The sequence below is a fragment of the Pseudofrankia coriaricola genome, from assembly GCF_032027725.1.
Taxonomy (GTDB): domain Bacteria; phylum Actinomycetota; class Actinomycetes; order Frankiales; family Frankiaceae; genus Pseudofrankia.
Window position 1 is genome coordinate 97,283 of record NZ_JASNFO010000021.1, and the last position, 14,171, is coordinate 111,453.

Below are 14,171 nucleotides of genomic sequence, written 5' to 3' on the forward strand. Positions count from 1 at the left end.
GGACCGGTGGGCCGGTGGGCCGGGAGAGGGGGCTGAACGTCATGTCCACCTACCCGCGGTACGTCGAGCCCGTCGAACGCGCGACCTGGGACGTCCCGGCCTCCGGGGCAGCCCGGTTCAGCTGGGAGTACGACGAGGGCCGCGAGCGGCTGCTCGCCCTGTACCAGAAGGGCAAGGACAAGCAGTGGGACGCGGGCACCCGGATCGACTGGTCGCTCCAGGTGCCCTACGGCCGGCCACTCGGGCTGCCCGATGAGGCGGTCGCGATCTACGGCACCCCGGCGTGGGACAAGATGTCGGACGCGAACCGGGACGAGCTGCGCCACCATCTGGCGTCCTGGCAGTTCAGCCAGTTCCTGCACGGCGAGCAGGGGGCGATGGTCTGCAGCGCCCGGATCGTCGAGTCGGTCCCGGATATGGACGCGAAGTTCTACGCGACGACGCAGACCATCGACGAGTCCCGCCACGTCGAGGTCTATTCGCGGTTCCTGCATGAGAAGCTCAGCCTGATCTACCCGATCAACGAGCATCTGAGGCTGCTGCTCGACCAGACGCTGTCCGACAGCCGTTGGGACATTCCCTACCTGGGCATGCAGGTGCTCATCGAGGGGCTGGCGTTGGCCGCGTTCGGCCTGCTGCGCGACATGACGCCGCTCCCGCTGCCCAAGCAGATACTGGCCTACGTCATGCAGGATGAGGCCCGCCACGTCGCGTTCGGCCGGCTCGCGCTGCGCGACTACTACAAGGAGCTCACCGACGCCGAGCGGGCCGAGCGTGAACAGTTCGCCGCCGAAGGCTGTTTCCTGATGTACGAGCGGCTCAACGGCGCCGAGGTCTGGGAGAACGTCGGGCTGGACCTCGCCGAAAGCACCGAGCTGGTCAAGAACTCCGATTACTTCAGGACGTTCCAGACGCTGCTTTTCAGCCGGATCGTGCCGTGTATGAAGGACATCGGCCTCTGGGGCCCGACCATTCGCGACGCCTATACGAAGCTTGGCGTCCTGGACATGGTGAACGTCGATCTCGGCGCGCTGATGGCCGCGGACGAGCGCATCGCCGACGACCTTGACGACGAGCGCCGGCAGGCCGCGGCACGGGAGCGGTCCGAGCTCGCCAGCCGCCGCGCCGAGGTCGCCGCCACCATCGCCGCCGCGGACGGCACGGCCGTTCCCACCGAGATAGCCGACGCTCTGCCGGCCGTCCCCAAGAGCGCGGCCTCCTGACACCTGCCGGGGCGAGGCGCTGGACGCGCTCGCCCCGTGTCGGGCGCTGGGCGCCCTCCCCGCGTGGTTCCGGGCCCTGGCAGATGGCGGTGGTATGGCTGGGACCGGGCTGACGAGGTGGCTGGGTAGATATTGCGCCGATGCGCCGTCACCAGCTGTGGCTGGACATCCGAGCCCATGGGATGTCTGTCGGCCGACCTGGCCCGGCGGCTGACTACTGGCTGCCGGCTGCCGGGCCAAGGTCTGACGAGCCCCCTCCTGTCCCCGCCCCATCCGCCGGAGGCGGGGGCGGGAGGATCACGTGGCTTGTCGGACGGGGGGACTAACGTCTTCGATGTGCGGATCGCGACGTGGAACATCAACTCGGCCAAGGCCCGGCAGGCGCGGCTGATCGAATGGCTCGACCGTGCTCAGCCCGACGTGGTGTGCCTGCAGGAGACCAAGCTCGACGACCAGTCGTTCGCCGAGGCCTTCGACGAGGACCTCTTCCGCCGGGGCTACCGCTACGCCCACCACGGCGACGGCCGTTGGAACGGGGTGGCGCTGCTGTCCCGGGAGGGCCTCGACGACGTCGAGCGCGGCCTGCCCGGCGACCCGGGCTTCCCCGCGGGCACACACGAGCCGCGGGCCGTCGCCGCGACCTGCGGTGGCATCCGGATCTGGTCGCTCTATATCCCCAACGGCCGTACGCCTGAGGACCCGCACTACGCCTACAAGCTCGAATGGCTCGCCGCGCTGCGCGGTGTGCTCGCCGAGGCGGCGCCGCACCGGCCGACGATGGCCTGCGGCGATTTCAACATCGCCCCCACCGACGCCGACGTCTGGGATCCCGCCGACTTCGTCGGCGCCACCCACGTCACGGAGCCGGAGCGAGCCGCGCTGCGGGCGGTGACCGAGGTCGGCCTGGTAGACGTGCTGCGAACCCGCTGGCCGGACGACGTGGTCTACACCTACTGGGACTACCGGGCGCTGTGCTTCCCGAAGAACATGGGCATGCGCATCGACCTGACGCTGGCGAGCGCCGACCTCGCGAAACGGGTCGCCGCCGTATGGGTCGACCGGGCGGCCCGCAAGGGCACCGGCACCTCCGACCACGCCCCGGTCGTCGTCGACCTCGACACGGCCCCGGACGGCGACGTCGGCCCGATGGTCCCGCCGCCGTCGGCCAGGAGCTCGTCGGGCGGCGGCGCGCAGCGAGGCCGCGCCGCCGCCACGATCCGCCGCACCTCCACTCCCAAGCCACCCGCCTCGACCGAGTAGCCCGGCGAGGCGGCGACGAGCCGCCCGCCCGGCACCGGGACGGTCGCGGCGGAGTCAGCGGCCCTGGTAGCGAGGCGGGCGGCGCTCGACGAACGCGGTGACGGCCTCGTTCAGGTCGTGGGACGGCAGGAAGGCGGCGTTCCACGCCGAGACGTAGCGCAGCCCGGCAGCCACCGCCGGGCCACGGGCCACGTCGAGGATCTCCTTGACTCCCTGGACGACCAGCGGCGGATTGGCGGCGGCCTCGTCGGCGAAGGCGTGCGCGGCGGCGAAGACCGCCGCCTGGTCGGGCAGGACGTCGTTGACCAGGCCGATCTTCTCGGCGCGCCGGGCGTCGATGTCCTTGCCGGTGAGCGCGAGCTCGCGCAGGTGGCCGTCGCCGATGATCGCCGGGAGCCGCTGGAGGCTGCCGAGGTCGGCCACGATCGCCACCTTCACCTCCCGGACGCTGAACCGGGCGTCGGCACTCGCGTAGCGGACGTCGCAGGCGGCGACGAGGTCGACGCCGCCGCCGATGCACCAGCCCCAGATGGCCGCGGCGACCGGCTTGCGGCACCCGGCCACCGCGTCGAGGGCGCGCTGCAGGGAGCGGACCTTCTCGAGCATCGCCGTGCGGGCCCCGGCGAGGCCGCCGTCGTCCGCGCCGCCCGCGGTGAGCCCACCGAGCATCGCGGTCAGGTCCAGCCCGTAGCAGAAGTGCGCGCCGGAGCCGGCGATGACGACGGCGCGCACCGAGTCATCCCCGTCCAGCGCCGCGAAGACCTCGGGGAGCTCGCGGAAGAAGTCCGGCCCCATCGCGTTGCCCTTGCCCGGGCCGAGCATCGTCACCTGGACGACCCGCCCGTCATCGCCGCGGCGCTGGACCCGCAGCGCCTTGAGCCCCGGCGAGAACCCATAGTCGACCAGCTCCGCGGCCGGCCCCGTCTGGCCGGCGGCCTCGCCGTGGTCCGTCGTCGTCATCGCGGCGCCTCCACTGTCCCTGAGTGTCCTGGCAGTCCCCGGCCCGCCGCCTACCGTCGCATACCCGGCGCCGGACGCGCGCGGGCCCGGGCGCGTCGCGCGCGCCCGGGCCCTTGTCGAGGCGGAGCGTTCCGCCCTACCTCACTTCTTGTCCTCCTCGAAGGTGACGGTGATGTTGGTGTAGCCCAGTGCGCCGAGCAGGCCGCGCAGCATCGCAGTCGTGTTCTGCTTGCCCAACGCGATCACCTGGCCGTCTGTGGCCGCGGCCGCCTGCATCTGCTGGGTCGCCCTGACGTAGAGGTCCTGATCGGTGCTCTGACCGCCGAACAGGCCCCCGACCCGGTCGAGCACGCCGCGCTGGCGGGCGACGACGTAGCTGCGCTTCAGGTCGAGGTTCGCCTTGCCGAGCGTCGGCGCTGGCAGCTTGATGGTCACGGACTTGGTCGCCTCGTCGACAGTGACCCGCTTGCCGTCGAGGCCGGAGAAGCTGACCACCGAGTCGACGGTGCCGACGCCGACGAAGAGCACCCGCTCGCCCTTGAGCGAGGACGGGATCCACTTCGTGTCGTCCTCGACGTCGACGACCACCTCGAGGTGGGCGCTCGCCGCGTGGTAGTCGCTGATGTTCTCCAGCGACCGCAGCACCGCCGGGGAGCTACGGTCGACCTTCTTCTCACTGAACGGGTTGTGGAGGAACGACGGCCGCCAGCCGGCGACGAAGCTGACCGCGCCGGCGAGTACCGCCAGGACGACCAGCAACGCCACGAGTCTGATCAGGCCGCCGAGGGAGGGCAGCCGCGCGCTCCGGCCACCGCGGCGGGACGCGGCGGCTCCGTCGGGGGTGGTGGGAGGCAAAGTGTCGGTCGACTTGGTCGACCGACCGGACTCGTCGCTCATGGTCAGGGATCTACCCAAAAACCTTGCCATCACGCAGGTTCGTCGTCCTCAGGACATATGACGAGGCCAGGCCACTATGTCCGGGCTCGGCGGGCTCCCGGAGCGGCCGGGCTCAGCGAGAGGGCGATGGCGGTGCGGTCGTCGCTGGGGCGGCCGGGGGCGTGGCTGCGCACGGCCGCGAACACATCGTCGAGCAGCCGGTCGGGCGAGCGTCCGGAGACGCGGATCAGCTCGCCGACGAGCCGGTGGCGGCCGAACAGCCGGCCACCGTCGTCACGCGCCTCGACGAGGCCGTCGGTATAGACGAACAGAACGTCGCCATGGCGCAGGCGAAGCCGACCGGTGCGCCAGGCCCCCGGCTCGGCGACCAGGCTGGACATCAGCGGCCCGGTCGACTCCAACGGCTCCACCAGGCCCAGCCCGGCCAGCCGGTCCAGGCCCTCCGGGTCGTCGAGATCATCGAGACGGTCGAGCCCGACGAGGTCGTTGACGTCGCCGAGGCCGTCCCCGTCGTCCAGCTTGTCAAGGTCGTCCAGGTCCTCGAGCCTGTCCAGGTCGTCAAGGTCCTCGATCTCGTCGATCTCGTCGAAGTCGTCGCGCCCGCCCAGATAGCCGGCCCGATAGCCGGCGGCGGCACGGGCGCGCGTCCGCGCGCCGGCGCCGGCCGCGGTGGACCTGCCCGCGCGCAGCACAAGCGCGTCCGGGTGGCCGGCGTTGGCGTAGATGACCTCGCCGTCCACTGGGTCGATGAGCGCGATCAGCACGGTCGCGAACGTCTCGTCGGTGTCGCCGAGCGCCTCGACCACCCACTGCACAGCCGTCGCGGGCTCGGAGCCACGCGACAGCGACGCCGTGAGCAGCTGCTTGAGCCGCAACGCGAAGACGCCGGAGGCCGCGCCGTGCCCGGCGACGTCGCCGACGACGATCGCGACCCGGCCGTCGGGCATCTCGATGGCGTCGAACCAGTCGCCCGCGAGCGCGCCCTCGGCCGGGTCGACCCGGCCCAACAGCTCCAGCCCCGCCGTGTCGCGCAGCGACGACGGGGTCAGCGCGTCCCGCAGCGCCATCACCGCAGGGCCCTCCTGGGCGAGCGCCTCCCAGGAACGCTCGTTCTGACGGACCAGGCTCACCAGCTGGGCGCGCATCGCCTCGACGTTGCCGGCGAGGTCGACGATCTCGCGCGGGCCGACGGCGGGAATCGTGGTGTCGTGGCGACCGGCGGCGACGGCGTTCACCGCCCGGCGCAGCTCGTTGATCGGGAGGATGAGCCAGCGCCGGGAAAGGACGAGCATGAGCAGCGACATCGCCAGCAGCACGGCGACGACGGTGCCGACCGAGGTGAGCAGCAGGTCCGCCGAGTTCTTCACCCGGCCGGTCGCCGCGGACTGCTCGTCCGCGATGGCCTTCGTGAGGCCCTCGTTGGCCGTGCGCAGGTCCCGGAAACGCTGCAGGCTGACGTCGCTGATCTCGAGGAGCTGCGCGGCCAGCGCGTTGCCGCCGGCCGCCTCGTCGAGCTCCGACTGGACGACGCCGTCCCGCCAGGTCTGGTACGTGCGGCTCAGCGTGTCAACCCGGGTGAGCAGGTCGGGGAAGTCGGCGACCAGGCTACGCATCCGGACGGTCAGGAGGGGGATGTTCGTCTCCGCGTCGCGAAAGGGGTCGAGCAGCTGGTCGTTCGCGCCGGCGGAGATGAGGTAGCCACGCAGTGCGCTCCGCTGGTCGACGAACGCCGTGTAGAGCTGGGCGGTGACGGTCGCGGCCGGGTCGAGCCGGTTCGCGCGCTCCGCCGCGGCGTCGTTCGCCCGGACCGACGAGTAGACGGCGAGGATCATCGTCGCGATGACCGCGACGACGGCGAGCCCGACCAGCACGCGGATGCCGTGGCGCAGCCCCGCCGATCCGCCCACGATCACTCCCTGGCATCCACGGCGCCGACATCACCCCGGCGCTCCTTCGACCCGACCTCGCCCCACGGGGATCTTCCGCCACCCGGTGGGCGCCATCCCAGCCCGGGCGGCTCTCCCCGCCCACGCTCTCATTCGTCTGTTCGCGCGCCCGCCCGCCAACCGTGCTCGCCCGATCCGGCCGCGGCGGGCCAAGCCGACCTGGCGGGCCGCGTGAGCCGCCGGTCCCGCTGTCTGAGGGAGGTTCCCGGCATCGCACAACCCGGCGTGTCGGAGCTAGTGGCGGACGGAACCGGAGCGCCTCCCTCCGGGACTACACATTGTGGGCCATTGTCGCCCAGCGGCTCGGAAGCAGACATGGCCGGTCGACACTGGTGACGCGCGGTCACTACGCGGTATGCGTCCGTCTCGGCGCGAGGCGGGCCGACGCCGGGCTACCGCGCGGCCCGAGACCGGAGCCGGGGTGCTCGCCCGGTACGGCCAACACCAGAGCGGGTAGGCCTGCGCTAGGACGCACGCGCCGTTACGTGACGGATACCTCGCGCGCACAGTCGTGATCTGCCTTGCGGGAGGAACCACCGGATGACGTCGGGCGAGCGGGGACGGGCGGGCCGGCGCGGGCGCGGCGAGACCCGCCCCGCCGTGATCAGGGAGCCGAGCACGTCGGTGTTCCCGAACCTGCCCAACCTGCGGCTGCCGCACCCGCTGCACGGGCATGCCCGCCTGCCCCACCCGCATCTCCCCCACCCGCACCTGCCGCACCGCGACCCACACCGCGACCCGCATGCCGGCCTCGGCCGGCGCCCGGACGCGGCGATCTGGACCCGCGGGCTCACCAAGCTGCATGACCATCGCCGCTCCGTGGACCGCCTCGACCTCGACGTACCGGTGGGCGCCCTGTCCGGGTTCGTCGGGCCCAACGGCGCGGGCAAGTCGACGACGCTGCGGATGCTGCTCGGGCTGGTCCGCCCGACCGAAGGCGTCGGCTATGTCCTCGGAGAGCCGGTAAGCCACCCGGAGCGCTACCTCAGCCACGTCGGCGCGATGATCGAGGGGCCGACCTTCCACCCGGGGCTGTCCGGCCGGGAGAACCTGCGGCAGCTGGCGGTGCTGCGCGGCGTCGACAACCACCGGATCTACGAGGTGCTGCGGATGGTCCGGCTCACGGGCCGGGCGGGCGACCCGTTCGCCAGCTACTCGCTCGGCATGAAGCAGCGCCTCGGCATCGCCGCCGCGCTGCTGTCAAAGCCGGAGCTGCTGATCCTTGACGAGCCGACGAACGGGCTGGACCCGGCGGGTATCCGGGAGATCCGCGCGCTGCTGCGTGAGCTCGCCGACGGCGGGATGACCGTGTTCGTCTCCAGCCACCTGCTTTCCGAGGTCGAGCAGATCTGCGACCACGTGGTGATGATCCGCGGTGGGCGACTGCTGTTCCAGGGCCGCACCAGCGAGCTGCTGGCCGCCGGGGACCCACGGATCCTGCTCACCCCCGAGCGCTGCGCCGACGCGCGCCGGCTGCTCACCGTGCTCGCCGACGACGGCGTGCGGGCGGAGATCCGCCTCGACGGGCCGCCGACAGTCGCGGCGCACTCGTGCGACCAGCGCGTCGTCGTCGTCGCGCACGCGCCGGAGCGGATGGCGGCCGACCTGAACCGGGCCGCGATGCGGGCCGGCATCGCGCTGCGCGGCCTGCGCACCCACCGGCCGAACCTGGAGGAGACGTTCCTGCGCGCCACCGGCGGCACCGACGGCGACGTCCTGTCCAGCGACCCGCTGCCCAGCGTCCAGACGGTCAGGGGCCGCTGGGCCGCGGCACCGGCGGCCGAGACCGCCGCGGCCGAGACCGCCGCGCCGGACGTCTACCCGGCCGAGCCCGGTCAGGGGGCCGACGCCGGCCGTACGCGCTCGTCCCCGACCTCCCAGACCGGGTCGGGCCGGCATCGGGGAGGTCTATAGATGGCCCGGGCATTCCTCGCCGAGTGGCTCCCGCTGCGGCGTCGACGGTTCGTCGTCGGCACGTTCAGCGCGACGGCGGCCGTCGCCGCCCTGGGCGCCGTGCTGACCTTCATGGCCACCGGTGGGCGCGAGTTCTACGGCGACTACCCGCACACCAGCTCCCTGGCTCGGCCCACCGGCATCGTCGACGGGCTGAACGCGATCAGCATCCTGCTCGGCGTTGTCGGGCTGTGCGTGGTCGCCGCGGCGCTCGCGGGCGACTACAGCCGGGGCACCCTGCGCAACCAGCTCATGGCCCAGCCGCACCGTCTACAGCTGCTCGCGGGCAAATGCCTGGCGCTCGCGTCGTTCATCACGCTCGTCGTGCTCGCGGCGGCGGCCGTCAGCGTCGCGCTGTCGTTCGTCCTCGCGCCGATCAAGGGCGTGCCGACGGACGCCTGGACGTCGGCGGCGGGGATGCGCGAGCTAGGCAAGGGGATCGCCAACAACCTGCTCAACGCCTGGGGATACGGGGTGCTCGGCGCGCTGGCCGCCATCGTGTTCAGGTCTCCGGCGGCGGCAATCTCGGTCGGGCTCGCGTACGTGCTGCCGGTGGAGATCATCGTCACGGGCATCTGGGGGACCGCCGGCCACTGGCTGCCCGGCCAGCTGCTGCAGAACATCGCCAACGGCGGCCACGGCTACCCGACCACCTACGCCGACGCCGGCCTGCGCATTCTGCTGTACGGCCTCGTGGCCGCGCTCATCACGGCCCTCCTCTTCCGCTACCGCGACATGACGTCCTGACCGTGTGGCCCGCGGCGCGGCACGCCGCGGGCTGCCGGCCAGCCCGGCCGGCCCGGCCTCATCGGTGCCTGGCCGGGCCGGCCGGCCGCATCGTTGGCGAGCGCGGCAGCGCGGACCTCGCCCCGGCCCGCAGCCACGCCTGCGACGCCGGTGAGGCCGACGAAACCGGTGCGGCCGCCGTAGCCGAGGCCGGTGAGGTCGACGAGGCCGGCCATGCCGGTGCCCGGTCAAGGCGCCTCGGCCTGGCTGAATCCGCGTGCGGGGTGGGCGAGCAGGGCAGCACAGACCTCCCCCCGGCCCGCAGCCACGCCGGTGGCGCCGGTGACACCGGCCGGATCGGGACCCGGTCAGGGCGTCTCGGCTCCGCCGAAGCCGCCGACGGGGTGACTGCTGGCCGGCCGGCCCTGCCAAGGCCAGCGGGGCCCGGGCCGCTATGGCCGCCCCCTGCCTGGCCGTTGCCTCCGCCACGCGGCGGCCCGGCGGGCACGAGCCCGGCGACACGCGCCCGCTGGCCTGCCCGGGTGATATGCCGGCGGGCCCTGAGCAGGTCGACGAGCATCGCTGGAGTGTGCCGCCCGGCGCGGAACGTCCCGTCCGGCTTCTCGATCCAGCGCACCGGAACCTCAGCGATCCGGTAGTCCAGCGACCGGGCGATGGCGAGCACCTCGACGTCGAAACCGAAGCCGGTGGCCTCGGACCGGTCGAAGAGGATCTTCGCCTCGGCGTGCCGGAAAGCCTTGAAGCCGCACTGGGTGTCAGCGAGGCCGAGCGGAACCAGCAGTCGGGAGATCCCGTGGAACGCCCAGCTGCCCACGCGACGGGTGACGGCGCGGTCGACGCCGTGGCCCAGCCGGCGCGACCCGAGCGCCACCTCGGCGTCCTGGAGCGCCGCCAGCAGCGCCGGCAGCTCGGAGACGTCGGAGGCCAGGTCGGCGTCCATGAACACGATCGCTTCGCCCGTGGCGGCGGCGACTCCGGCCCGCACCGCGGCGCCCTTCCCATTGTTGCTCGGCAGGCTGATGACACGGCCTTTCGCCAGGTCGCGCAGCAGTTCCGCGGCTATCTCGGCGGTGTCGTCGACACTGCCGTCGTCAACGACGATCACCTCGGCGTCGTCGAGCGAAAGGGCACGCAGGGCATCCGAAAGGACGGGAAGGGACGACGGAAGCCGGTGGGCCTCATTGAAAGCCGGGATAACAACACTTAAAGAGACCTTGCCCATCAAAACCCCCGCCGCGTCAATAGATGAACAACAGGGCATGTTGGGCCGTCGGGCGCCAGCTTCCGGCCGCTGAACAGACATACATCTACGACATAGAGTGTCAAGCGTGTCAGTACTGTAGCCATTCGTCCACGGACGCGCACTCTTTAGGCCTAGTAACTTTGTGTTACTTTTTGCGTTCAGGTCCCTGTGGGCTGTACTTACCGTGACCATCTCTGGCTACTGCCGCCAAGGACCGCGGTCCCGACGAGTCAGTTCGCCGTCACACTCGGCGAGGGCCGCTCGTGACCCGTCAGATTATGCCGGGTCTGTGCCGCTGACGCATCAAATGGCTCGTTCGCCCCGGTCAGGCCCGGTACGTCCGTCGTGCCCGTTACCGACGCGGAGCGAGAGCCGGCTTCTGTTGAGGCGGCGTCCGCGGAAGCGGCCTCCACGGGAGCGGCCTCCGCTCCCCTGCCCACCCCGTCGGTACCGACATGGTGGGCGGCCGTGGCGGGGGCGAGGTGGTGGCTGTGCAGCCGGTACACGAGCGCGCCGGCGACGGTGGCCGTGAACGCCTGGCAGGCGAGACCCGCCAGGGCCGTCCGCATCACCATGCCACCCGCGAGCGTGAGCACGACCGCGGTCAGCGGGGTGCAGCAGGTCAGCGCCCAGACGATCTTCCGGTAGCCGGCGCCAAGCAGGTAGGTGGCGAACATCAGGGTGGCCGCGAGGCACGTCATCGCGATCGCCAGCACCCACAGCGAGGGCGCCGCCACCGCGAGGTCGGGACCGAACACCAGAGAGAGCATCTGGCGGCCGGCGACCGCGCCGACGGCAGCCAGGAACAGCCCTGGCGTCACCACGAACACCAGCGCCATCGCGAGCGCCCGCCCGGCCGGCAGGCCCTCTCTGCGCCGGCGGGCGGCCTCCGGCAGCAGGAAGTTGGCCACCGCCAGACCGATGAACACCGGCACCTTGCAGGCCGTGGAGATCGCCGCGTAGCCGCCGACGCCGCTCGGGTTGCGCCAGCCGACGATGACGACGTCCATGTTCTGCAGCAACGCGAGCGGCACCAGCGTGGCCAGCGCGACCGACGACTCGGCGATCAGGCTGTCCCTGGTACGCCGGGGCGACGCCGCCACCGGCACGATCGGGATCGGCCCCGTCGCCGTGGGCGTGACGCCCTCGGTCCGCTCGCTCAGCCGGGTGCCCAAGGCGCGGCGGATCAGCGACGGCGTGCGCGCGACCGCGTGGCGGGCGTGCTCGCCGCCGGCGAGGCAGCCGAGAGCGAGGGCGAGACCGGCGCCGTTCACGCCGAGGCCGGCCGAGACGAGGACGACGACGCAGGTGATCCGGAAGCCCGACTCGAAGACCAGGTTGCGCGCCAGCGCCGGGTAGTTGCCCCTGGCCTGCAGGAGGCCACGCTCGACACAGAGCGCCACCCAGATCGCGGCGGCGACGGCCGCCTCGGCGATCGCGAACGGGTGCGGGTAGGACAGCACCACCGCGATCGGCTTGCACAACGCGAGCGAGAGGAGCGAGGCGACCAGGATCGCGACCCAGGTGACGTTGCGTAGCTGGCGGATCCAGGCACGCCGCTCACGGCGGGTGTCGCCGATCTGGGCCGACTCGCGGTGCACGGTCGCCGTCAGCACCGCCGTGCCGACAACCGAAAGGATCATGAAAATGTTGGTCTGAACCCCGAAGGCGCCGTACCCGGCCGGATCAAGCGCCCGGGCGAGCACCAGGTTCATGATCAGGTTGAAGCCATTGGTCAGGACGCCGGCGATGGCAAGGGCCGCCGGACCACGCAACAGCTCGGCGACGAGGTCCCGCCGAACCACCAGCGCCATCGCCCTCTCCCACTACGCCGGGTAACGGTCTCCGGCCGGCCATGTCGGCCCAAGACCCGCGCAATCGTATGACTGAGCCTTGGGAACCTTCCGCCGGGGCGAGGCGCTGGACGCGCTCGCCCCGTGTCGGGCGCTGAGCGCCCTCCCCACCTGGTTCCGGGGCTGATGCGTATGGACGGGGCTGCTCTGGGCCGAGGTCAGGACGTGGTCGCTTTGGCATTGCGCCAATGCGCTGTCACTAGCGGTGGCTGGGTTGCGCTGAGGCCTCGTCGGGGCGGGGCTGCGCCCGGCGGTGTGGCCTGACCTCTTAGAGTCGTGGATGTCCAGGTTGTCCGGCGCGGGCCGCGTGACGGTGGGTCCGGCCATGGGCGGCCGACGAGGAAGGACGGACCACCTGTGGGCACCCCTGCCTACGCGCCCGGCGAGCAGCCACACGCTGACATCGCGGCGCGCGCGGTCGGCCGGCTGGCCGGCCGGCACGTGGTCTTCCTGAACTGGCGGGATCTGGAGCATCCCCAGGCGGGCGGCGCCGAGCTTTTCTGCCAGTCGGTCGCCGCGCGGTTCGCGGCCGCCGGCGTGAAGGTCACACTGCTCACGGCCCGGCCGCCGGGGCTGCCGGCCCTGGCCGACACGGACGGCGTCATGGTCCACCGCGGCGGCGGCGCGTTCGGCGTCTACCCGTCGGTGCTTCGCCGGCTGGCCCGGCTCGCCAGGTCACCACGCGGCGTCGACGCGGTGGTCGACTGCCAGAACGGGATCCCGTTCTTCAGCCCGCTGGTGCTGCCCGCGGCCACCCCGGTGGTGCAGGTGCTCCACCACGTGCACCAGAAGCAGTTCCCGCTGTTCTTCCCCGGCCCGGTCGCCCGGGTGGGCCAGCTGCTGGAGGCGCCGGGCAGCCGCTGGGTCTACCGGCGCCGCCCGGTCGCGGCCGTGTCCCCGTCGACGCGGGACGAGGCACGAACCGTGCTGGGCCTGCCCGGGCCGCGCTTCCTCGTCCCCAACGGGGTGACCCCGGCGATCGTCCCCACCGACACCGACACCGGCCAGGCGGCGAGCCCGACGGTCGTCTGCGTCGGCCGCCTGGTCCCGCACAAGCGGCTGCACCTGCTGCTCGAGGCGATCCCCACCCTGGCCGCGAGCCATCCCGGCCTGGTGGTGCACCTCGTCGGTGACGGCCCTGACCGGGAACGGCTGACCGCGCGCGCCGGCGAGCTCGGTCTGGACCAGGGCGGCCCGGACAGCGGCGCGGTTCTCCGCTGGCATGGCCACACCGACGCGGCGACCCGCGACACGCTGCTGGCCAGCGCCTGGCTGACGGTCAACCCGTCGCACGGCGAGGGCTGGGGACTGTCCGTGCTGGAGGCGAACGCGCTGGGGGTCCCGGCGGTCGCCTTCCGGGTGCCGGGGCTGCGGGACGCGGTCCGCGACGGCGAGACCGGCTGGTTGCTCGACACGCCCGCGAGGCTTGCCGAGACCGTCGATCTGGCGCTCGCCGAGCTGCGCGACCCGGCCCGCGCGGCCGCGCTGCGCACCGGCGCGCGCCGGTGGGCGGCCGGGTTCCGCTGGGAGGCGACCGCCGCGCTCCTCGCGACGGTCCTCGACGCCGAGCTCGCCCGCGCTGGCCGGCGCGACCGGCGTCGGCCCGACAACGCCGTCACTCTCGTCCGGTTCCCATTGGGGCGCGACGAGCCGCCGCCGCGGCTGCGCCGGACGGACCTCGTCTACCGGACGAGCCTCGCGGACGGAGGCGAGCCCCCAGCCGACGGCGCGGTGGCGCTCCTCTACGGCGCGTCGCCGGCCCAGGCCCGCGCGGCGCTCGCCCGGGCTGGCGTCCCCGGCCACACCGCGCGCCTGCGCCCCGCCACCGGCACCGACCTGCTCCTCGCCACCGGCCGGGCCTGGTCCTCCGACGCTGACGCGCACCCCATGGACGCCGGCTGGGAGAGCGCCGCGTCCCCCAACATCGCCGCTGACCGCTGACCGACCCGCGCACGGCCAGGGGCCCGTGTCACAGCCAGGAGATGTCCGGCGGGCGCCGCCGGCGGCGCCACGCGCTCAGACCGGCGGCAGGCCCGGGGCGGGCGGCCGGGACCGTACCGCCGACGCCCCGCCGTCCCGCTCGTCGCCG

The 14,171-nt window shown here is 72.8% G+C and carries 10 protein-coding genes; 5 read left to right on the plus strand and 5 right to left on the minus strand.

Features of this window, described 5'->3' with window-relative positions:
- Nucleotides 1-41: 41 nt before the first annotated feature.
- Together QOZ89_RS12885 and QOZ89_RS12890 are read left to right on the plus strand one after the other, a co-directional pair.
- On the plus strand, nt 42-1,223 hold the full coding sequence (locus QOZ89_RS12885) for a ferritin-like domain-containing protein (protein ID WP_312623879.1): 1,182 nt from the start codon (nt 42-44) through the stop codon (nt 1,221-1,223).
- Nucleotides 1,224-1,559: 336 nt separating this feature from the next.
- Nucleotides 1,560-2,483, plus strand: a complete 924-nt coding sequence (locus QOZ89_RS12890) for an exodeoxyribonuclease III (RefSeq protein WP_312623917.1) — start codon at nt 1,560-1,562, stop codon at nt 2,481-2,483.
- A gap of 54 nt (nt 2,484-2,537) precedes the next feature.
- On the opposite strand, the gene QOZ89_RS12895 is transcribed toward QOZ89_RS12890, so the two are convergent.
- From QOZ89_RS12895 to QOZ89_RS12905, 3 genes are all read right to left on the minus strand, one after another.
- Entirely contained in the window at nt 2,538-3,443 is a 906-nt protein-coding gene (locus tag QOZ89_RS12895) for a crotonase/enoyl-CoA hydratase family protein (RefSeq protein WP_312623880.1), read from the minus strand.
- A 141-nt stretch (nt 3,444-3,584) separates the two neighbouring features.
- The gene (locus QOZ89_RS12900; RefSeq protein WP_071051746.1) at nt 3,585-4,340 is read right to left on the minus strand and encodes a DUF4230 domain-containing protein; all 756 of its coding nucleotides are present in this window, start codon (nt 4,338-4,340) and stop codon (nt 3,585-3,587) included.
- A 74-nt stretch (nt 4,341-4,414) separates the two neighbouring features.
- Entirely contained in the window at nt 4,415-6,247 is a 1,833-nt protein-coding gene (locus tag QOZ89_RS12905; RefSeq protein WP_312623881.1) for a PP2C family protein-serine/threonine phosphatase, read from the minus strand.
- 579 nt (nt 6,248-6,826) lie between these two features.
- Here QOZ89_RS12905 and QOZ89_RS12910 point away from each other — a divergent pair.
- The gene (locus QOZ89_RS12910) at nt 6,827-8,200 is read left to right on the plus strand and encodes an ABC transporter ATP-binding protein (RefSeq protein ID WP_312623882.1); all 1,374 of its coding nucleotides are present in this window, start codon (nt 6,827-6,829) and stop codon (nt 8,198-8,200) included.
- Nucleotides 8,201-8,986, plus strand: a complete 786-nt coding sequence (locus QOZ89_RS12915) for an ABC transporter permease subunit (protein WP_312623883.1) — start codon at nt 8,201-8,203, stop codon at nt 8,984-8,986.
- Between the two features lie 58 nt (nt 8,987-9,044).
- On the opposite strand, the gene QOZ89_RS12920 is transcribed toward QOZ89_RS12915, so the two are convergent.
- Entirely contained in the window at nt 9,045-10,247 is a 1,203-nt protein-coding gene (locus tag QOZ89_RS12920; protein ID WP_312623919.1) for a glycosyltransferase, read from the minus strand.
- A gap of 212 nt (nt 10,248-10,459) precedes the next feature.
- Entirely contained in the window at nt 10,460-12,043 is a 1,584-nt protein-coding gene (locus tag QOZ89_RS12925) for an oligosaccharide flippase family protein (RefSeq protein ID WP_241842101.1), read from the minus strand.
- A gap of 396 nt (nt 12,044-12,439) precedes the next feature.
- Between QOZ89_RS12925 and QOZ89_RS12930 the strand changes: the two genes are divergently transcribed.
- Complete coding sequence (locus tag QOZ89_RS12930; protein WP_397428730.1) at nt 12,440-14,023, plus strand: glycosyltransferase family 4 protein; 1,584 nt, start codon at nt 12,440-12,442, stop codon at nt 14,021-14,023.
- Nucleotides 14,024-14,171: the final 148 nt, after the last annotated feature.